Consider the following 19,788-nt stretch of genomic DNA (forward strand, 5'->3'; position numbering starts at 1 on the left):
ACCCCTTGGTGTGACCGAGACCACCATGAACATTAAAAACCCCGCATGGTACCCGCCTGAGTCGGTAAAACGTGAAGCGGAAGCACGCGGCGAAACCGCACCAAGCGTTGTACCGCCCGGCCCCGATAACCCGCTAGGAGACCATGCCATCATCCTAGGCTTCGATGGCTATTTGATTCACGGCACCAACCAGCCCGATGGCATTGGCATGCGCGCAAGCCGAGGTTGTATCCGCATGTTACCCAAAGACATCGAATCTATATTTGACCGCATTCCACCCGGCACCCAAGTCAACATCATCAATCAGCCGATCAAGATAGGTTGGGAAGGCGGTCAGCCGCTGATTCAAGCCTTTCCGCCGCTTGGAGAAGAAGAGCACAGTATGACCGCACTCACAGAGACCATGACACGCCTTAACCAATACAATGTCGATAACGTAAACCTCGATTACGAGCAGCTCAGCGATGTCCTGTCACTCTCTAACGGGCTTATAACCCCACTACATCCAAAGCAGGAACAGGAGCCACAGCGCCACAGCCCAGAAGAGAAGGCTATCAAGGGCATTTATGAAGACCTGGTTTTGACGTCATCTCAACGGTCATGACACGCCTTTTGGCACCCCGTTGAGCCCTGGCATATAGGTAGAGAGCCATAGCCCCGTCCAAACGGCGGGGCGACATTCGCCTACAGAGTCGCGGGGCCCTCCAAGTGACTGCGCGCTATCAGTGTCTTAGCACTCAATATCCAGAGGCAGCCAGTAGGTAACGCCACCCACTACCACCTGTATCCCGTCTGTCGTCCGCTCTACGGTCTGTTGTCGAAGCATTTTCTGCGTTAATTTTGTGTCATGGAAATACTCCATGGCAGCAACGATCCATGCCTCCCTCCAGGCCTCTCCTTGATCAGCACACCGGGCCATCGTCATCAGGGTGCGGGCTAGTGTTTCTTTTCGCCGCTTTCTTGCCCGTTTTACATCCACCCGAGGAGCCAACGTGGTGGCATGTTGGCGATTTAAGAAATTAGTAAACCCCGTGACCGAGGCTGCTTGTCCGGGCACCGCATGCAAATAGTTGTCCACATCGCCCTGTTGAGGCAGTCGCTGCCCCTCCCGGTCAGTAGCGAGTAGCAATGCGGCTGCCGCTCTTAGTGCAAGTCGTGCGGAGGTGTGGGACGTTTTGCCCGCCTCTATACGGGTTTCCAATTGCAGCCAATAGGCTTGCAGCACTTGGTCTGATAGCGAAGCGAACGGCATAGAACTGAGACACGCTTGAATACGTCTTTTCTCTGAGTCGATCCGCTTTGCTTGGTGATCCGGCTCTACCCCTTGCTCTTCATGCAACCATCGCATGGGAAGCCTCACACGCCGCAAGCCCTCCGCCCCGAAGTGATGAAGTAGCTCCGAATAGCTCGGTATCCGTGACCATGCCTGGTCGAGCTCAAGGAAGAACGAGAAGAAATGATTGATCTTGAGGGCAGCCTTATGCGGCCCAGTGATACGAATCAGCCATTCACCAAATTCCCCAAAGGCCTCACTTAACGCTTTGGTAGTGATACCGGCTTGGCCAATGGTGATGCGTTTACGGCATGTTCGCGTCCAATAGCAGGGCTCACAGGCATCACCTCGACCCGCTGGCATGGGATTACCACACGATGGGCAGGCAATTTCCCCTTGCTCATTACAGGCTTTGCACAACGCATCCCCGTTGGGTGCCACCACCAATAAACGATGTCGACGACATGCAGAACAGGTACCGTGGTCTGCTGTCGAACAGCGTGGACATAAGCGATGATCATGCCCCATACGCGCCACTCGGGTAAGACGTTGAGATGCTTTCCCACACGCCTCGCAGGGCTCTGGTTCTTTGAAATAGGGAGCGCAGGCGATACAGACAGGGCCGTAGGGAGTGACCTTGCCGATGTTGTAGTCTGAACTGGCTTTTCCACATCGTGCACACGGTTTGTCAACGTTGCACTGACGACAGACGGCGTCTGGGTCATTCTTAGGCAGACGGGCTAACTCACCACATCGTGGGCACATCCGCCGCTTAAACACACGAGCATAGCAAGTTGAACAGTAGCCGTGCCCTTTATGGCGTCGCCACAATTTGGAGACTTCTCGGCCACACTCATCGCAGTCGACCGTTTGGTGTTGATTCAAGAGGTTGGCTCCGCTTTCATTCTGCGTTTTAAACGCGCCCATGAGGCTCTAACAGCGCGTTCCGACATGGGGCGACAAGCCGGGGGAACACGGCGGCGATGCGGCCCATGAGGGTGGTGAGATAACCGTGATAGCAGCGGCAACAACACAACGGGGGGCGACCTTCGGGGATCATGAAGCGCGCTCGTTTTGACATTGCACGCGACCAGAACGCTGAACGTTTCTTCAAGGCCCATACTGAGCAAGCGTTCCAACGCTACCAATAAGGCACTACGCTCGCTGACAGCCAGCAGCTCAAACGCCAGGCCAGACACAGGCATTCGGCAATCCGTAACCGAAATGCCCAATGAAAGAAGCGCATCGGCCAGGGGTGACACAGGCCGCCGACTTGCACGCCGTATAACGCCAATAAAAAAGGCCACCATAGAAAACCAATCGGCGGGTGCGATAGAGGCCTGCCTAAACGTCACCTTATCCTGTTCTAACACACGATCAGCCATCACTTGAACACTGAACGCTTCAGGTAAAGGCGACGTGCATACCGCCTTTCTAAAATCGTTATGACACCGGCTGCATTGAGCTAAATGTTGATCTTCCGCTGTCAGGCGATGGGGCTCTATAGGGGCCTTGCATGCTGGGCACTCATCTACCAGCTGCACCCCATGAAAGCGGCACCCAGTGTGCCAAGCGAATCGCCAGTGCCGGCGCAAGTAGGGGGTTGAGTCCTCTGCCAAGCACAACGTGCATACCTGTTGTCCTCCATGGCGGGTTCGATTTCGGCTGCCGAGTGCCAACAACCAGGGCCAAGTCCGGGTTTCCGGTAACGAGTAACCGACCACTTTCTCACAATCGTCCCGCATCCCCGCTTTCTGAAACTTAGCGGAAGATATCCCCGAGGCATTCACTAATGGGCGCATTCTTGCGAGGGGTATTTCCCTATCAATGTCCCTCGTCCATATACGCCATGTTGGCCAAATAGCCCCGGTGAGCGACAAAGGATCACACCCCTGTCGCAACGCCGCCCGAACGAGCCATGATGAAAGGGACTCCTCAGGCAGCAGGGGCACACTCAGCGCCCAGGTCATTACAGCATCACTTCCCTAATGCCACGGGTGGGCCGCACCCATGATTTACTCTGAATAATTTTCTCATCGATGCACTCAGCTCCAGACAAAATAGCGGCATTTGCACACTCAATCAGCAGCCGGTGCAGGTCACCCAAATTACCGCCAGAAATCGCGTGGAGCTGGGTCGCCAATTGGGGCTCATGCAGTTGGGAAGGATGTTTGAGAGGTAATATCTTCTCAAAGCCAGCGAGCAGCTTCTGAAACTCCTGATTGAGCTCCCACTTTGGTAACGCGACCACATCAAAGCGACTCGCATGCTGTGGGTCTGAATGCAGCACACGCACAGCATCTTGCGTCCCCACACCAACGATGGGAATCATTAGCTCATTGCATAAAAGCTTAATGGCATTCATCGTTTCGCGCTGCTTAACAGCACCACCGGTTAACAGAGAGTGAAACTCATCGATGATCAGTAAGCGCGTATGGCAAGCACGCAGTTGATGAATCACCTGGTAGCGCAGCTTGGGAACAGGATCTGTAGGCCGGTAGGGAGCCCAGAAACTCTCTAGCACTGCGATATACAGACTTTTCTCATCGGCACTCGGGGGAGCCTGAGTGACAACAACAGGCTTCACGGGCTCTACGTCTTCATTCACGTAGCCTTCACCGTACTGCTTACGAAACTTGTCTTTCCGTTGTTGGAGTCACCCACGAGCAAGAGGTTAGGCATACGAGGACGACTGGGCTTCTCCATCAACCCACGCATGACCTCAATGACACGATTGGCCAATGGATAGCCCAACCAGCGCGGTTGATCCATAAACTCCATTCGCTCTTTAGCGGACAGCCCCAAGACGTGACGAAGATCAGGATGAAGGTGTGTGCTCATGCTATGTCCCAGTTCACATCGATATCACCCGTTAAAAGACCGTCCCCTTGAGCGGGTGTCTCTTTAGGGGCCGCAGTTGAGGGCGCATGTAAAAGGGGATCTGCAGGCGTCACCTTCTTCTCATGCTCTTTACGTCGTTGTGCCTGACGGCGACTTCGCTTAGTACGTGCTTGCGACTCCTCCACATGGGTTCGCAGCTCACTAATAGCGCGTAGAATTTCAGTCTCATTGACCGAGTTTCTTCCTTCCTGCCGAAGGCGCGCTTTAGCTTGGGCATACTCCCAAACACTCATCGAGGGGAGGGCAAGATTGGCAAAGGGCACGCGAAAATAGTGCCCGAGCTCCGGGTCTTTGAACCAAATGACACTAATGTCGCGAGGGTCGCGCCGGAAAACAAAGGTGCGTTTCTTGTCTGGCATGTCTGGATCTTTGGCATTGATCCAAGGTCTTAGCGCTTCATCGTAATAGTTTATGCCATCGATGGTCACACCAAAGGTCTGGATCGTACGCTGAAAGCTGGGCAAAAAATCGAGCAATACAGAGAGCCTGTCAGCAGGCCTCGGCGCTAATCCCACTCCCTGCACATCCGCATTGCCAAACACACCAATTTCCCACTTTTTCATCGGCGACATACCAATCCCAGAATGAAGGCGCTGGTGGTAAACCTTGCAAATCAACGTCACCAGCCACTCTTCAAACTCGCTTTTCGTCATGGCCGCGTGCTTCTCTGGATCGTATCCCTCTTTCTCTTTAATGGAGGAGAAGGTCGTCCCAGGCAGGTTATGGATTTCCTTTAGAAGAGAGCCCAGTACCCGCTCAATGTGGCCACCATAACGAGGCTGCTTAACAGGCCGAAACTCAAGGTTGACCCCATAGGCTAGGCATGAGCGCCGAAACGTCTCAGAGCGAAAATCTGGGCCGTTATCGACATGAATCGTGGCGGGTGTGCCCCATACCGGCCACTCAGCCTCCACATTATGCAGTAGCAACCACTCATCTTTAGGAAGCATGGAGTGCGCCACACACATGCCGACAGATGTTTCAGAGGGCGGGTCAAACGACAAGTAATACCCCGTGACCATGCGAGTAAACACGTCCATGGCCAACGTAATCCATGGGCGACCAATCGGCTTGCGATACACGTCATCGACCAAAATAATATCGGCAGGCGTGTGGTCAATCTGCATAACGGCTAACGGATAGTCCGCATTGGGAAATTTTCCGGCAGCCGGCTGGAACTTGTTAATGGCTTTGTCTCTAAAACCATGGCCACGCAACCGGTCACGCTCTGGGATATCACGCAGACGAGCACGAACGGTACCAGGGCTCGGCGGGTCGATGCGCCGTTCATGGCAGCGCCGCATGACTTCCTGTACCGCTTTTTGTGCGGACGGACGCTGCAGCGTCAAATACACCTCTTTGATGACTTCCTGAATCACTGCCTCGGCATGCGCGGGAATACGCGACTTTCCCTTCTTCCACCCTGGCTTTTGAGGAATCAATGCGAGCACCGAGCCCGTCGCTTTATACCGCTTCAACCAACGGTAGATCGTAGCCGTATCAACCCCCGTTTGTTTCGCACGCTCCTCCGCTGCATCCCGCCCCACCGTATGGCGATCCACCAAGGGCTTAATGATGGAAAAGCGATGCTCGGCCTCCCGCCAATCGGCATCCCCAATCTCGGACATATCCTGCTCAGGGGATACGGACCCGCTATTGAGAGGCGCTAGTTCTTTGATGCGAAGCGGGCAACTACGCCCGGACTCAACGGCAATGCCAATGACTGTCTCAAAATCGAGCACCTGGGAAATTCGGTAAACGGTGCCATCTTTCTGAACCTGCTCACCCACCATAATCTGCAAGTGTTGGCGTGTTTGGGCGACGCCGTTATTGGGTTCAGTTGCGCTGCCACGATGGTTATTCATAATCGGGTACCCATACCTCCGATAGAGGACTGAAGGATTGGGCCATATCGCAATCTAACTGCCGAGTCGCCAGTAGATGCCATAAATGCGCAATCCCCTCTGCCCGGTAAATATCGCCCATAAAGTGCCGAGAAAGCAGGTAATCCAAGGTCGCCACCCCCATTTCCCTCACCGTGTTGAGGACTGCCTGGCTTTCGACAGAGGGAAACACCATCCGCTTGTAGCGCGCTAGGAAGGTAATGTTGTCCAAGGTCTTATCACGAATGCGGCTTTCATCATGAATGCGAAACGCCCAGCCCTCATTGTTGGCATGCCGTATCGCCGCCTTCCATTTAGGCGACCATTCACGCCAATGTGCTTGCCACTTTTCCCGTGGTTTGACCTCCACCAGGAGAGGTTTTGGGTAATCCCTGTAATGACGGTTACCGAGACGGTAATAAACCAAATAGTCAGGTGTGTAGGTGTAGCGCCTACCGGTCACGGGATGATGAAACGGGATCTCGCACGGCTGGGATATCACACCAAGGACGCTCACATCAAAGTCAGCCTTGATGAGGAAATCACGTTCGAGCGTCGACTCGAACGCAATAGACTCCTCCCCGCGAAAGGCATAGTAGCCAGACACACTTCGTCGGGTAGGGCCGATTTTACGAACGGATGTAGGCAGTGGCATGGGCAGTCGCACCAAATGTTGAATAAAACAAGACCTGTCGCATCAATTGCTATTAATTCTGTCGCACTCAATCCTGTACAGACTACCATAATAGCCCGATATTACGCCCTGAGGGTCGCACTAATTGCTGAAAATGACAAGCAGTGCCCAGGCCAGGCTGGCCAGCGCCACCAGGTTCTGCAGCGTCGTGAAACGGCGTGCCTGGACACCCTCTAGGTCGAACCCCTGCTTGGTGAACCGGTACCCCTCCTCGCAGGCCCAGCGATCCAGGTAAGCCTGAATCATCCGCTCGCCTTGGCGGCGACCACGCACCGGGCGCGTCGTCACCAGCACCAGGCGCTCCGACTTCTCATGATCGACAACGATCATCCACAGCGGCGTCTCCGGATGCTCCCGCAGTGTGACCTTGGTGATGCCGAACCGCACCGGGATATGCTGCCCACGGCGCAAGTGGCCGCGGTGCTTCAGTGGCAGATCTCGGGCAATCTGCTGCGACGTCTTGGCGGTATCTCGCCACTGCCAGAAGCGCTGATTGGCGGCCCGGACCAGCACATGACGCTCGGCGCGCAGCCAGGCATCCCACAGCCGCCCTCGATCGCCGCCACGATCGATGACCCACAGTGGCCGGCCCTCCACATGGCGCTGCACGGTATCCATCACGCTCAGGATATCGGTGTTTTCACTGCGGTAGCCGCCGCGAGCCGGCGATAGCAGCCGCGTGAGCAGTGGCCAGGTGGTGCCCCGCTTCAGGTCGCGTGCCACCACGCTGATCAGCGGATAACCGCCGACGATCTCGCCGGTATCACCGTCGCGAACGCGGGTTCGGTATTCACTGGTCGGGGCGCCATCCCGGTTCAGGTCGCCCGGATCGATGGCCAGCACCATGTCATCGGTGATATAGGGCGTGATCCGCTGGAGCTGCAGTTGCTCCGCGGCCCAGGCAAGCTCGCTGTGCCGGGACAGCATGCGCGACAACCGCTTCTGCGTGTGGTGTAGCCGACAGGGTTCCTTCAAGGCGCGGGCGATCTCGGCCTGGCGCAAACTACCGCTGGCCAGGATGCCAAAGAGCGTTTCTGCCGCCAGCTTCACGACGGGTCGAGCGAGGTGATCCGACAGGTCGTCACACCAGTCGATCAGGCGAGCTTTCCATTTGGCGCGGTCTTTGGCATCTTGAAGCATCGGGGCTTTCCTTTTGGTTCATGGTGTTAGGGGTAACAACATGATACCGGCGGGAAAGCCCCGATCTCGTTGATAGCACTGAAATTTTCAACGCTATTCAGGCAGTTACAGCACCACCTGTGGAAAAGTGGGGAGACGCTAGGCCTAAGGTACGTTACCCTTGGGGGAGTCCACTTGATAAGGAGTGCTCATGGATTGGAATCCGGCCTACACCTGGCTAGTCATCGCGCTGCTGCTCAGTCTCGGCGAGCTGACCTCTGGCGCCATGGTCCTCCTGGCGCTGGGCATCGCCGCCGCCTTGACCGCCGCCGTCACCGCGCTGGGGCTGACACTGCCCTGGCAACTGCTCAGCATGGGCATCTTCGCGGGTATTCTGGTGCCCGTGGGCGTGATGGTGATTCGCCCGCGCTTTTCGCCCAAGGGGGTCGCCTACGGCACCACCGGTACCGGTGTGGAAAAGAACCAACACTATGTCACCCTGACCCGCGACTTCGATAATGCCACCGGCATCAAGGTCAATGGCGACTTCTATCGACTACGCGTGCTGGAGAGCGGAGCCACCGAGCTGCCCTCCGGCACTCCGGTGGTGTTCAAACGTTTCGAGGGCACCACCGCCCTGGTCATGCTGGCCCCTGCCAGCAACCCGGTTCCCCAGGACGACCATTCGCAACACAAGGAGCTTTAACCATGGATCTACCCATCAGCCCAGGCCTGTTGATCAGCCTGATCATCGTGGTCATCGGTATTCTGATCATTTCCAAGGGCTTGGTGATCGTTCGCCAATCGGAAGTCATGGTGATCGAGCGACTAGGCTCGTTTCACCGGGTGCTGGAGAGCGGCATCAACATCATCATTCCCTTTATCGAGCAGCCCCGCGCCATCACCATGATTCGCTACAAGAAGATGGGCGAGGAGTATCACCCCATCACCAGCGATGAAATTCGTATCGACCGTCGGGAAACCGTCATGGACTTTCCGGGCCAGCCGGTCGTGACCACCGACAACGTCACGGTGCGGATCAACGGCGCGCTCTACTATCAGATCATCGACCCCAAGCGAGCAGTCTATGAAGTCGAGAACATGAGCCAGGCCGTGGAGGTACTGGCCAAGACCACGCTGCGTTCGGTGGTCGGCAAGATGGAGCTGGATAAGCTGTTCGAATCCCGGGCCGAGGTGAACAACGAGATTCAGGCTGCCATGGAAGAGCCTGCTTCCAAGTGGGGGGTCAAGATCTCCCGGGTCGAAGTTCAGGACATCGCCATGCCGGAAGAGGTGGAGTCGGCCATGCGCCTGCAAATGGCTGCCGAGCGTAAGCGTCGTGCAACGGTCACCGAAGCCGAAGGCGAAAAATCAGCAGCCATTGCCATGGCCCAAGGCCAGCGTGAGTCTGCCATCCTCAACGCCCAGGGCGATAAAGAGTCGGCCATTCTGCGTGCCCAGGGCGAGCAGGAGTCGATCAAGCTGGTGCTCAGCGCCATTGGCGACAGCGACGAGCACAAGCGTACGGTAGTGGGCTACCTGCTCGGCCAGAGTTACATCAAGGTGCTGCCCACCATGGCCAAGGACGGCGAGCGCGTCTTCGTGCCCTACGAATCCTCGGCGCTGCTGGGCTCCATGGGCATGTTCCGCGAAATGGCGGGCACCCCGGAAGACGCCGTGGCCAACCATCTGGATCACGCCAACGCTCGCCAGGGCGGCTTCCGCAGTGGCATCGTGGGGGGTGCGGCAAGCGGCCAATAACCTCGCATTAACCTCTTGGGCCACCACGGCGGCTTGATGCGCCTCGTCGGCGAGGCGCGAGAGAGCCGGTGACTTGCCTATGGCACCCCAATGGCGTGCGGCACAGGTGTTTCGATAAGGATTTGGCTTGTTTATCGGGCAAGGCTATCGAGTCTGGTTATCCAAGCGCCTGGTTATCGAGAAGCCTGTTATCGAGAGAGCTCCTGGCGCACGATGTCGGCACCTGCGCTCAATGCCTTCAGCTTGCCTTGCGCCACTTTGCGCGGCAGGGGCGTCATGCCGCAGTTGGTGCAGGGGTAGAGCTTGTCGGCGTCCACAAAACGTAGCGCCTTGCGCAGGGTATCGGCGACTTGTTCCGGGGTTTCGACGGTGTGGGTGGCCACGTCGATGGCCCCGACCATCACCTTCTTGCCGCGAGTCAACTCGATCAGCTCCATGGGCACGTGGGAATTCTGGCACTCCAGCGAGACGATGTCGATGTTCGAGGCCTGCAGTTTGGGGAAGATTTCCTCGTACTGGCGCCACTCGGACCCCAGCGTCTTCTTCCAATCGGTATTGGCCTTGATGCCGTAGCCGTAGCAGATATGCACGCCAGTCTCGCAGGTGACACCTTCGATGGCTTTTTCCAAGGCGGCGATGCCCCAGTCGTTGACCTCATCGAAGAAGACATTGAAGGCGGGCTCATCGAACTGAATGATGTCTACCCCCGCCGCCGCCAGATCACGGGCTTCCTGGTTGAGGATCCTGGCAAATTCCCAGGCGAGTTTTTCACGGCTCTTGTAGTGGCCGTCATAGAGAGTGTCGACCATGGTCATGGGGCCTGGCAGCGCCCACTTGATGGGCTGGTCGGTCTGCTGACGCAGGAATTTGGCATCGTCGACGAAGACCGGTTTTTCCCGCGAGACAGGGCCCAGCACCGAAGGCACGCTGGCCTCGTAGCGATCACGGATCTTGACCGTCTTGCGCTGCTCGAAATCGACACCATCGAGGTGCTCGATGAACGTTGTCACGAAGTGCTGGCGGGTTTGCTCGCCGTCGCTGACGATGTCGATGCCTGCCTGACGCTGATCGTGCAGGCACGCCCGCAGCGCATCCTGCTTGCCTTCCACCAGCTCGTCGCCCTGCAGTTTCCAGGGGGACCAGAGCGTCTCGGGCTCGGCCAGCCAGGCGGGCTTGGGCAAACTACCAGCGGTCGAGGTGGGCAACAGTGTCTTCATAAGAAATAACCTTCATGATGAGGGGATCAAAGGGCGTAATCGGCCGACCACTTGTCGAGTATTTGGCGGAAGGGCTTGATGAAATATTGCTCGGTAAAGCGCCCCTGCTCGATGGCCAGTTGGCTGCGCTCTTCACGGTCGTACACGATGCGCGTCAGCGAGTAGTCCTGGTGCTTCAGGCTAGGCTGATAGAGCTTGCCTGCCGCCGAGTTGGCGTTATAGATCTCGGGGCGGTAAATCTTCTGAAACGTCTCCATGGTGCTGATGGCGCTGATCAGTTCGAGATCCGTGTAATCGGCCAGCAGGTCGCCGGAGAAATAGAATGCCAATGGCGCCACGCTATGGGGCGGCATGAAGTAGCGCACCTGCAGGCCCATCTTGGCGAAGTAGAAATCCGTGAGCGACGGCTCGTCGTTGACGTACTCGACGCCCAGCACGGGGTGGCAATTTTCCGTCTGACGATACACCTTGCTGTGGGACACGCTCAGGCAGATGACCGGCGCCTTGCTGAACGATGCGCGGTAGGCGTCGGAATGAATGAAACGCTTGAACAGCTTGCCATGCAGGTCGCCAAACCCTTCCGGGATGCCAAACTCCGAGCGCCCCTGATTGTGCTCGGCTAGCCACACGCTGAAGTCGTAGTCGCGAACATAGGAAGAGAAATTGTTCCCCATCATGCCCTCGATGCGCTTGTCGAGATGCTGATCGATGATGGTCGTCTTCAGCATTTCAATCGCGGGGAAGGCATCGCTCGCGTTTGCCATGTTCAGCTCGCCGGTGATGATATCCAGCTCGACGGCGTAGCGATCTGCCCTGGGGTTATCCCAATGCGCCAGGGTATTGAAGCGGTTGTTGATCATGGTCAGCGCATTGCGCAGGTTTTCCTGGCAGCGCTCGCCTCTCGCCAGATTGGCGAAGTTGGTCGTGGTACGCGTGCTCTCGGCAGGACGGTAGTTTTCGTCGAACCGGACGCTCTTGATATCGAAGGTAAAGTCGTAGCTCATCGCGAACAAACACCCTGTTGGTCGAGATTGGCGACGGCGCCGCAATGCAGCTCAGCGCTCGATGCCATATGTGACGTTTCGATACACGGGCGTTAGCGCCACGTCATCGAAGAGGATGTGTTCTTTATGCCAGACCACCACATGAATGAAAAGCGACATTAATTCAACTCATCATGAGAGAATCTCATGATGGGCTGTGTGGCAGGGCGCTTACCCCTGTTGAAACGGATACACCGAGCCAATGTTCAGCAGCTGCGTCAGCTCATCCAGCGCGATGAGGACTTCCGTGGTGAGCTGCGGGTCGGCCAGGTCGTCGGTGGCGAGGCGGTCGCGGTAGTGGCGGCTCACCCAGGCGGTGAGGTCGTTATAGAGCGCATCGTCGAGCAGCACGCGACCGCTGAGGGCTGCGCGCTCGGCGTCGCTGAGTACCACGCGCAGGCGCAGGCAGGCGGGGCCGCCGCCGTTGCGCATGCTCTGCTTCACGTCCTTGACGATCACTTCGCCAATGGGGTTATTGCCTGCCAGGATGAAATCCTGCAGCGTGCGCCACACGGCTTCCCGCTCCTGACACTCGCTGGGCACCACCAGGGTCATGGTGCCATCCGGGTTGGAAAGCAGCTGGGAGTTGAACAGGTACGACGCCACCGCGTCTTCCATGCTCACCGCTTCCGCCGAGACCCGAATGGGAATCAGCGGCGTACTCATTTTGGCGCGTAGCTCGTCCAGGGTCCGCGCCTCGTCCAGAAACGCCATTTCGTGGTAGAGCAGCACCGGGCCGTTGCCCACGGCAATCACATCGTTGTGGAACACGCCCGCATCGATGGCCTCCGGGTGCTGCTGGGCGAACACGGTCTGGGCGTCGCTCAGCCCGTGCTGGCGTGCCACCGCCTGGCTGGCTTCCAGCGTTTGCCGGGCGGGATAGCGCTTGGGCTCGCTGCGCCCGCCGCCAAACGCCTGGCGGCCATACACGAACAGGTGCACGCCGGGCTCGCCGTACTCACCGCATAGCCGGGTGTGGTTGGCCGCCCCCTCATCGGAAAACGCGGGGGTGGCGGGCAGCACCGGGTGGTGGGCGAAGTGCTGCTCATCGCGGAAAATCGCCTGGAGTACGCGCCCCGTGGTGCGCGGCTCCAGGTAGCGGTGGAAGCTCGACTGCAGGTTGGCCGGGGTAAAGTGCACCCTTCCATCCGGCGCATCCACGCCGGGCGTAATGGTGCCCGCGTTGGCGGTCCACATGCTGGACGCCGAGCACACCGCCCGCAGCAGCTGTGGCGCTTGCTGCGCCGCTTGAGCGAGGATCTCGCGGTTGCTGCCGCTGAAGCCCAAGTCGCGCAGCGCGCCCAGGTCCGGCCGCTGCTGCGGGGGCAGAACACCCTGGGCGTAGCCTGCGTCCATCAGCGACTTCATCTTGGCCAGCCCCTGCAGCGCGCCCTCTCGGGGGTTGGAAACCAGGCCCCCGTGGCTCATGGAGGCCACATTACCGTGGGCCAGTCCCGAGTAGTTGTGGGTCAGCCCGACCAGACCGTCGAAGTTGACTTCCCGAATGCTGTGAACGCTCATAGGGTGACTCCCGGTGGCAGGGTTTCGGGCATTTCCAGACTGTCGGCTTCCATGGAGGCAACGGGGTAGGCGCAGTAGTCGGCGGCATAAAAAGCGCTGGGGCGGTGATTGCCGCTATCGCCTACGCCGCCGAAGGGCGCGTCCCCCGATGCCCCCGTGGTCTGGCGGTTCCAGTTCACGATGCCTGCGCGAATACGCAGCAGGAAGTCGTCCCAATCCGCCGGTTCGCCACCGATCAGCCCCGCCGAAAGGCCATAGCGGGTGTCGTTGGCCAGTGCCAGCGCCTCGTCCCAATCGGCATAGCGATGGATTTTCAGCAGCGGGCCAAAGTGCTCTTCATCGGGCACCTCCAGGCCGGTCACGTCGATCAGCGCGGGGCTGAGCAGGCTGGTGTTCTCTGCCAGGCGCTGCATACGGTTGATCACCGTGCCGCCCATGGCTTCCAGTTCGTCCTGCGCCTTGAGCAGGCCATCGGCCGCGGCCACGCTCACCAGGCCGCCATAGAACGGCGCGGGCTCCTCGTCGAACTGCCCGGCCACGTGCAGTTTGGCAATCGCCTCTGAGAGCGCGTCGATGAGACGATCTCCCGCCTCCCCCTGGGGAATCATCAGACGACGGGCGCAGGTGCAGCGCTGGCCGCCGGAAAGAAACGCCGACTGCAAAATGGTCAGGACGGCTGCGCGCTGGTCATCCACCTCCTTGACCACCAGCGGGTTGTTGCCCCCCAGCTCCAGCGCGAGGATTTTATCCAGCTGCCCGGCAAACTGCTGCTGCAACAGGCCGCCCACTTTGGCGCTGCCGGTAAACAGCAAGCCATCGATACCCGGGTGGGCAGAGAGCGCCTGCCCCACGGCCACACCGCCTTGTACCAGGTTGATCACCCCGGCGGGCAAGCCGGCTTCCAGCCAGCACTGCAGGGTCAAATCCGCGGTGAGCGGGGTCTGGTCGCTGGGCTTGAACACCACCGTGTTACCCGCCAACAGCGCGGGCACCATGTGGCCGTTGGGCAGGTGCCCAGGGAAGTTATAGGGGCCGAACACGGCCATCACCCCGTGGGGCCGGTGGCGCAGGACCGCCCTGGCGGTACCCACCTCTTTTTCACGTTCGCCGGTGCGCTCGTGGTACGCCTTGATGGAGAGCGCCACCTTGCCCACCATGGCTCCGACTTCGGTACGCGCTTCCCATAGCGGCTTGCCGGTTTCTGTGGCAATCGCCACGGCCAGGTCTTCCTGGCGCGCCTTGAGCACCTCGACGAACCGCTCCACCAGCGCCTGACGCTCGGCAAAGGGACGTGCGCGCCCAACCGGGGAAGGCGGCCCTGGCGGCCTCGACTGCCCGCCCCACCTGGGGCTGCGACGCCGAAGCCCCTTGCCAGAGCAGCGTGCCTGCCACGGGGTCGTGCTTGGTCACGGGGGCGGCCTCGCCGACCACCCAGGCCCCATCGATCAACTGCTGCTGTTGGGCGGGCATACGCGGGGTGCGTGCGTTCGGGTTATGCATGACGCTCTCCTTTGCTGAGCCGGGTAGTCGGGTATGTGGGCAGATCAGGTTTCCAGCAGACGCAGCGTGTCGCCCGTGGCGACGCCCAGCCGCTCGGCCTCCTGAGGGGTCAGGACGACGGTGCTTTCGTCGGCGGGGCCTCGGCCAATCCAGCCAGCGGTAAAGTGCTGCATCTGAGTGGTGGCCGCCAGCCAGCGGCTGACGCTTTCTGCGGCAGCGTCGGGCGACACCTCCACCTGATAGCAGCGTGAATTGCGGATCGCCCGCACATCATCGATATAGGCTTCCACCGTGGGGCCGCCGTCGAAGATGTCGATGTAGCCTTCCCAGCGCAGCCCCTCTTTCTTGAGCATCTCCAGCGCCGGGCGGGTGTGGCGATGTACCTGACCAATACAGGCCCGCGCCTCTTCCGACATGAACGTGGTGTAAATGGGAAACTTGGGCATCAGCTCGCCAATGAAGCTTTTCTGCCCCAGGCCAGTCAGCCGGTCTGCCTCGCTGAAATCCATGGGGAAGAAGTGCTTGCCCAGGCTCTGCCAGAACGGGCTGACGTTGTTTTCATCGAACACGCCGCGCATTTCGGCAAGCACCTTCTCGGGAAAACGGTCGCGGAACTGAGCCATGAACAGCCAGCGCGCCTTGGAAAGCAGCGCACCGTTGCGCAAATGCTTGTTGGCCTCGCCACGGTACTCCGGGCGCAGGAACAGCGAGCACACCTCGGCATCGCCGGTATGGTCCGAGCTCAAAAACAGCGTGTCGATGGTGCGATGCAGGTCGAGCTGTACCGAAGAGTGGGCCAGGGTGCCAAGCCGGTAGTTGTAGAACGGCACCTCGCGCCCCACCTGACCTTCAATGGCGCAGCAGCCTGCCAGCTCGCCGTTGGACTCATCTTCCAGTACAAAAAAGTAGAGCCGGTCGTCCACTGGCGTGCGCTCTTCGAACGCACGGGCGGCGGCGTCGATCTTGCCCGCCAGGAACTCACGGTTATCCGGCAGCGAGGTAAAGCCAACGCCTGCCTGCTGCGCCAGCGCCTGGAGCCCATCCAGATCATCACGGGCAATGGGGCGAATGCGCATTACATCTCTCCTTCATCGAGCGCATCGACGGCGCTGGGCAGGGCTAACGGCGCTGCCAGTACGGCGCGCCCCTCTTCCACCCCCAGACGCTGCGCATGCTGCGGGGAAAGCATCAGCTGTCCGGTGGGCGAAAGTGCATAGCGCGCCACGATGCAGCGAAAATCGCTCAGCGTCTGGTTGGCGATCATCGCCGGTTCGGCATCCGGCAAGGCATGCTCCGGGCGCACCCGCACCGGGTGCCAGGCAGCACGACGACAGGTTTCCAGCCGTTCGCGCTCGGCCTTGACGATGGGCCCGGCATCGAAAATATCCACATGCCGGGAACGGACAAAGCCTTCCGCCAGCATTTCCGCCAGCGCTGCTTCATGGGCCGGATGTTCACGGCCTATGGCTGCCCTGGCAGGCGGCGTCAATAGCGGCAGGTAGAGCGGAAACTGGGGCATCACCTCGGCAATGAAGCTTTTCGAGCGCACCCCGGCCATGTGGTTCATCTCCTGGAAGCCGCGGGCAAAGAAGTGGCGGCCCACGCTCTCCCAGAAGGGCGATTCATTCTGGCGATCCAGGTACCCCGGAAACGCCACGGCGAGAATCCGCGAGAAGCGCTCCGGGTACTGGGCAATGAACATCAGCCGCGCCCGCCGCAGCAGGCTCTCGGCGCTGGTGCCCTTGTAACGCGGGTTGAGCGACAGCGCACAGAGCAGCGTGGCGTCCGAGACTTCGTGGGACAGCGCCAGGGTCTGTACTTCCCGGCGCACGTTGAGCTGCTGCGAGGCGTGGATCAGCGTCTCCTGGCGGTAGGTGTAATAGGCCTCGGCGGCCCCCGCCTGGGCGCGGATGGTGGCGGTACCGAGCACTTCATGACGATGATCGTCCGCCAGCACGAACATGTACTGCTCGTTACCCGGAAAATCGACCTCGCTGCCAAACGCCTCCTGGGAGCGCAGGATGCGCTCCTCTAACCGCTCTCGGTTGGCGGGCAGGTTGGTCAGCCGAGGAACGGCGTGCTCGGCCAGCTGTTCCAGGGCAGGCAGGTCGGCCAGAGTGACCGGACGGATAACCAGCATGCTCAACGCTCCTTCTGGTAACGTTTGCGGCCTGCTCATGCGCTGGCAACAAGGCGCTCGATGGCTCGTTCGAGACGCGCCATGCCTTCGGCGATGTCGGCCTCGGGGATCACCAGCGACGGCGCCATGCGCAGCACATTGGGACCTGCGATCAGCGCCATCACGCCCTCTTCCATGGCCAGCGGCAGGATATCCTTGGCGCGACCTTCGAAGGCATCGGACATCTGTGCGCCCATCAACAGGCCCATGCCGCGGATTTCCTTGAACACGCCGTGCTTGCGGTTGATGGTTTCCAGGTGCTCACGGAACAGGTCGTGACGCTGCTTGACCCCTTGCAGCACTTCGGGGGTGTCGATGAACTCGACCGCCGCCAGGGCCACCGCCGATGCCAGCGCGTTGCCGCCGTAAGTGGAGCCATGGGTACCGATCACCAGCGACTTGGCAATGGCGTCGGTGGTCAAGGTGGCGCCGATCGGGAAGCCACCGCCCAGCGATTTGGCGCTGGTGAGAATGTCCGGAGTGATACCGAAGTTCTTGTAGGCGTACAGCTCGCCGCTGCGGCCCACGCCGGTTTGCACTTCATCGAAAATCAGCAGCGCGCTGTGCTCGTCGCACAGATCGCGCAGGCCCTGCAGGAACTCCTGGGTGGCAGGCACGATGCCGCCCTCCCCCTGCATGGGCTCGACCATGATGGCGCAGGTGTCATCGCCCACCAGCTTGCGCACGCTCTCCAGGTCGTTGAAGTTGGCGTGCAGAATGCCGCCGGGCACCGGGCCAAAGCCCTGGGAGTATTTTGGCTGCCCGCCCACGCTCACGGTGAAGAAGGTGCGGCCATGGAACGACTGGTAGAACGAGATGATCTTGTCCTTGTGCTCGCCGTGGTGATCCACCGCCCAGCGGCGCGCCAGCTTCAGCGCCGCCTCGTTGGCTTCACCGCCGGAAGAGCACAGGAATACCTTGTCGGCGAAGGTGCGCTCGGTGAGCGTCCTGGCCAGCTTGAGCGCAGGCTCGTTGGTGAACACGTTGGACAAGTGCCAGAGCTTTTCGCCCTGCTCTTTCAGCGCATTGACCAGTACCGGGTGGCAGTGGCCCAGCGAGTTCACCGCAATCCCCCCGGCAAAATCGATGTATTCACGGCCTTGCTGATCCCACAGGCGGCTGCCTTCACCACGCACCGGAATGCTCTGTTGCGGTGAGTAGTTGGGCATCATGTAGTGGTCGAAATCCTGGCGACTTGGGGTGTGGCTCATGAAACAAATCCTCCGGTGGAGTCAGCGATGACATCAGTATACGAGGGGCGGTGGCCGCCCTGCTTTCACGATTGGGACGCTAAATTATGAAAAGCTGCGCCTACCCCAGCCGCTCTTCCCGCGGGGTGATCCCAAAGTGGTTACGGTAGGCAGTGGAAAAGTGCGCGCCCGAGGAGAAACCGGTCATCAGGGCAATGTCGCCCACGGGACGGTCGCTCTCTCTGAGCTGTTTGCGGGCTTCCTGCAGCCGCAAGTCCAGATAATAACGGCTGGGCACCGCCTGCAGGAACTTCTTGAACAGCCGCTCCAACTGACGCCGGGAAATGCCCAGGTGTTCGGCCAGTTCCAGGGTCGAAAGCGGCTCTTCGATATTGGCTTCCATCAGCGTGACCGCATCCACCAGGCTTTGTGGGGCGTGGCCCAGGCGGTGGCGCAGGGGGACGTGCTGGCGCTCATCGGCAAGGCGAATGCGATCGCACACGAACTGCTCCGAGACCTGCTCTGCCAGCCGTGGGCCGTGATGCTTGCCGATCAGCGTCAGCATCATGTCCATGGCGGCGGTGCCGCCCGCGCAGGTCAGACGGTCACGGTCGATCTCGAACAGCTGCTGGGAAAGCGTGACCTGGGGGTACGCCTGGGCAAATGCGTCGAAGCGCTGCCAGGGCAGCGTCGCGCGATAGCCTTCCAGCAACCCGCAGCGGGCCAGCACTTCGGTGCCCCCGGCCAGGCCGCCTAGCGCCACGCCCCTGCCCTGATGACCGCGCAGCCACTCGTGAAGCCTGGCGGGCAGTACGTAGGGTAGCGGTGTCGGTGCACAGACCAGCAGCATGTCCAGCGGCCCAAGAGCGGCTTCCAACGAGTGCTGGGCCAGCAGCGAAAGCTGCGCTGCACTGCGCACGGGCTCGTCATCCAGGCTGAGCGTCAGCGTGTGATACAGCATCTGGCCACTGAGCTGATTGGCCATCTGCAGTGGCTCGATGGCGCTGGCATGGGCCAATAACGAAAACCCGGGAAGCAGCACAAAGGCAACCCGCCGACGCTGATCGGGGGAAGGCGTCAACGGCCGAGTGGGCATGTGAAGATGTGACAAGGTGAGAGGCACTGCATGGAAACCGCCGCTGGCTGTCGAGATAACGTGTTCAAATCAAACGTCATCTTACCCAATTGCGGCGCGGAAGGCAGCGCCATGACCGCAGGAACAAAAACACGATAAATGCAAATTGCCGGGCCACTGGCCCGGCAAACGAAGGTGCTGCGTCAACCGCCGCTGTTGCCCATGCCAAAGATCACGAAGGCCGCCACCACCAGGCCCAGGCCAATGATCACCACGGGCAGCAGCTTGTGCATGCCGCTGGGGGGCTTTTTGGCTTCCGGCTGTTTATGGGGCGCCGCCTTGTCGAAATCTTCGGGCAACCGCTGGTTCAGTACGTGCTCTTTCTCTTCTTCCGGGGTCTTGCTCTCTCTGGTATCCATACGCCACCTCTTC

At 59.8% G+C, this 19,788-nt stretch carries 16 protein-coding genes and 2 pseudogenes; 3 read left to right on the forward strand and 15 right to left on the reverse strand.

Annotated elements, in window-relative coordinates; all coding sequences use genetic code 11:
* On the forward strand, positions 1 to 604 hold a 604-nt coding region (locus tag B7L72_RS02455; protein WP_176212822.1), incomplete at its 5' end, for a L,D-transpeptidase.
* 126 nt (positions 605 to 730) lie between these two features.
* On the opposite strand, the gene B7L72_RS02460 is transcribed toward B7L72_RS02455, so the two are convergent.
* The 6 genes and pseudogenes from B7L72_RS02460 to B7L72_RS02485 form a co-directional block, all read right to left on the reverse strand.
* Positions 731 to 1,348 carry a hypothetical protein gene (locus tag B7L72_RS02460; protein ID WP_232068200.1) on the reverse strand — a complete coding sequence of 206 codons (618 nt, stop codon included), beginning with the start codon at positions 1,346 to 1,348 and terminating at the stop codon, positions 731 to 733.
* Between the two features lie 806 nt (positions 1,349 to 2,154).
* Positions 2,155 to 3,243 (reverse strand): TniQ family protein, encoded by a 1,089-nt coding sequence (locus B7L72_RS19050; protein ID WP_081139052.1) that lies wholly within the window; start codon positions 3,241 to 3,243, stop codon positions 2,155 to 2,157.
* A pseudogene (locus B7L72_RS02470) lies at positions 3,243 to 4,114 on the reverse strand (TniB family NTP-binding protein). Before B7L72_RS02470 ends, B7L72_RS19050 begins: the two are co-directional and overlap by 1 nt.
* Complete coding sequence (locus B7L72_RS02475) at positions 4,111 to 6,039, reverse strand: Mu transposase C-terminal domain-containing protein (protein WP_016916422.1); 1,929 nt, start codon at positions 6,037 to 6,039, stop codon at positions 4,111 to 4,113. Before B7L72_RS02475 ends, B7L72_RS02470 begins: the two are co-directional and overlap by 4 nt.
* On the reverse strand, positions 6,032 to 6,712 hold the full coding sequence (locus B7L72_RS02480; protein ID WP_022521280.1) for a heteromeric transposase endonuclease subunit TnsA: 681 nt from the start codon (positions 6,710 to 6,712) through the stop codon (positions 6,032 to 6,034). Before B7L72_RS02480 ends, B7L72_RS02475 begins: the two co-directional genes overlap by 8 nt.
* A 120-nt stretch (positions 6,713 to 6,832) precedes the next feature.
* Positions 6,833 to 7,891, reverse strand: a complete 1,059-nt coding sequence (locus B7L72_RS02485; protein WP_016916420.1) for a transposase — start codon at positions 7,889 to 7,891, stop codon at positions 6,833 to 6,835.
* Positions 7,892 to 8,081: 190 nt separating this feature from the next.
* Here B7L72_RS02485 and B7L72_RS02490 point away from each other — a divergent pair, with 190 nt between their 5' ends.
* Positions 8,082 to 8,576 carry an NfeD family protein gene (locus B7L72_RS02490; protein ID WP_039175771.1) on the forward strand — a complete coding sequence of 165 codons (495 nt, stop codon included), beginning with the start codon at positions 8,082 to 8,084 and terminating at the stop codon, positions 8,574 to 8,576.
* 2 nt (positions 8,577 to 8,578) lie between these two features.
* A complete protein-coding gene (locus B7L72_RS02495) occupies positions 8,579 to 9,631 on the forward strand; it encodes an SPFH domain-containing protein (RefSeq protein WP_016916418.1) in 1,053 nt (350 codons plus the stop codon).
* Positions 9,632 to 9,819: 188 nt separating this feature from the next.
* Here B7L72_RS02495 and B7L72_RS02500 read toward each other — a convergent pair whose 3' ends face one another.
* The 9 genes and pseudogenes from B7L72_RS02500 to B7L72_RS02540 form a co-directional block, all read right to left on the reverse strand.
* A complete protein-coding gene (locus B7L72_RS02500; RefSeq protein ID WP_081192362.1) occupies positions 9,820 to 10,848 on the reverse strand; it encodes a methionine synthase in 1,029 nt (342 codons plus the stop codon).
* A gap of 26 nt (positions 10,849 to 10,874) precedes the next feature.
* Entirely contained in the window at positions 10,875 to 11,852 is a 978-nt protein-coding gene (locus B7L72_RS02505) for a DUF1852 domain-containing protein (protein WP_081192364.1), read from the reverse strand.
* A gap of 210 nt (positions 11,853 to 12,062) precedes the next feature.
* Positions 12,063 to 13,412, reverse strand: coding sequence for an N-succinylarginine dihydrolase (gene astB / locus B7L72_RS02510; RefSeq protein WP_081192366.1), 1,350 nt, complete (start codon positions 13,410 to 13,412; stop codon positions 12,063 to 12,065).
* Positions 13,409 to 14,882 (reverse strand): annotated as a pseudogene (astD, locus tag B7L72_RS02515) (succinylglutamate-semialdehyde dehydrogenase). The gene astB and the pseudogene astD overlap by 4 nt, the downstream one beginning before the upstream one ends.
* 74 nt (positions 14,883 to 14,956) lie before the next feature.
* Complete coding sequence (astA, locus tag B7L72_RS02520) at positions 14,957 to 15,988, reverse strand: arginine N-succinyltransferase (protein WP_016916412.1); 1,032 nt, start codon at positions 15,986 to 15,988, stop codon at positions 14,957 to 14,959.
* Positions 15,988 to 17,052 (reverse strand): arginine N-succinyltransferase, encoded by a 1,065-nt coding sequence (locus B7L72_RS02525; RefSeq protein WP_081139043.1) that lies wholly within the window; start codon positions 17,050 to 17,052, stop codon positions 15,988 to 15,990. Before B7L72_RS02525 ends, astA begins: the two co-directional genes overlap by 1 nt.
* Positions 17,053 to 17,087: 35 nt before the next feature.
* Positions 17,088 to 18,302, reverse strand: a complete 1,215-nt coding sequence (locus B7L72_RS02530; protein WP_081139042.1) for an aspartate aminotransferase family protein — start codon at positions 18,300 to 18,302, stop codon at positions 17,088 to 17,090.
* A 100-nt stretch (positions 18,303 to 18,402) separates the two neighbouring features.
* Entirely contained in the window at positions 18,403 to 19,377 is a 975-nt protein-coding gene (locus B7L72_RS02535; RefSeq protein ID WP_026002007.1) for a GlxA family transcriptional regulator, read from the reverse strand.
* Between the two features lie 182 nt (positions 19,378 to 19,559).
* Positions 19,560 to 19,775 carry a hypothetical protein gene (locus tag B7L72_RS02540; protein ID WP_039175752.1) on the reverse strand — a complete coding sequence of 72 codons (216 nt, stop codon included), beginning with the start codon at positions 19,773 to 19,775 and terminating at the stop codon, positions 19,560 to 19,562.
* Between the last annotated feature and the right edge of the window lie 13 nt (positions 19,776 to 19,788).

This window comes from Halomonas sp. BC1, assembly GCF_002078135.1.
In the GTDB taxonomy this organism is placed as follows: Bacteria; Pseudomonadota; Gammaproteobacteria; order Pseudomonadales; family Halomonadaceae; genus Vreelandella; species Vreelandella stevensii.

Coding starts and splice junctions, on each gene's coding strand:
- B7L72_RS02490 (WP_039175771.1), top strand. CDS start 8,082: ATGGATTGGAATCCGGCCTACACCTGGCTAGTCATCGCGCTGCTGCTC.
- B7L72_RS02475 (WP_016916422.1), bottom strand. CDS start 6,039: ATGAATAACCATCGTGGCAGCGCAACTGAACCCAATAACGGCGTCGCC.
- B7L72_RS19050 (WP_081139052.1), bottom strand. CDS start 3,243: ATGACCTGGGCGCTGAGTGTGCCCCTGCTGCCTGAGGAGTCCCTTTCA.
- B7L72_RS02530 (WP_081139042.1), bottom strand. CDS start 18,302: ATGAGCCACACCCCAAGTCGCCAGGATTTCGACCACTACATGATGCCC.
- B7L72_RS02485 (WP_016916420.1), bottom strand. CDS start 7,891: ATGCTTCAAGATGCCAAAGACCGCGCCAAATGGAAAGCTCGCCTGATC.
- B7L72_RS02505 (WP_081192364.1), bottom strand. CDS start 11,852: ATGAGCTACGACTTTACCTTCGATATCAAGAGCGTCCGGTTCGACGAA.
- astA (WP_016916412.1), bottom strand. CDS start 15,988: ATGCGCATTCGCCCCATTGCCCGTGATGATCTGGATGGGCTCCAGGCG.
- B7L72_RS02500 (WP_081192362.1), bottom strand. CDS start 10,848: ATGAAGACACTGTTGCCCACCTCGACCGCTGGTAGTTTGCCCAAGCCC.
- astB (WP_081192366.1), bottom strand. CDS start 13,412: ATGAGCGTTCACAGCATTCGGGAAGTCAACTTCGACGGTCTGGTCGGG.
- B7L72_RS02460 (WP_232068200.1), bottom strand. CDS start 1,348: ATGCGATGGTTGCATGAAGAGCAAGGGGTAGAGCCGGATCACCAAGCA.
- B7L72_RS02480 (WP_022521280.1), bottom strand. CDS start 6,712: ATGCCACTGCCTACATCCGTTCGTAAAATCGGCCCTACCCGACGAAGT.
- B7L72_RS02535 (WP_026002007.1), bottom strand. CDS start 19,377: ATGCCCACTCGGCCGTTGACGCCTTCCCCCGATCAGCGTCGGCGGGTT.
- B7L72_RS02495 (WP_016916418.1), top strand. CDS start 8,579: ATGGATCTACCCATCAGCCCAGGCCTGTTGATCAGCCTGATCATCGTG.
- B7L72_RS02540 (WP_039175752.1), bottom strand. CDS start 19,775: ATGGATACCAGAGAGAGCAAGACCCCGGAAGAAGAGAAAGAGCACGTA.
- B7L72_RS02525 (WP_081139043.1), bottom strand. CDS start 17,052: ATGCTGGTTATCCGTCCGGTCACTCTGGCCGACCTGCCTGCCCTGGAA.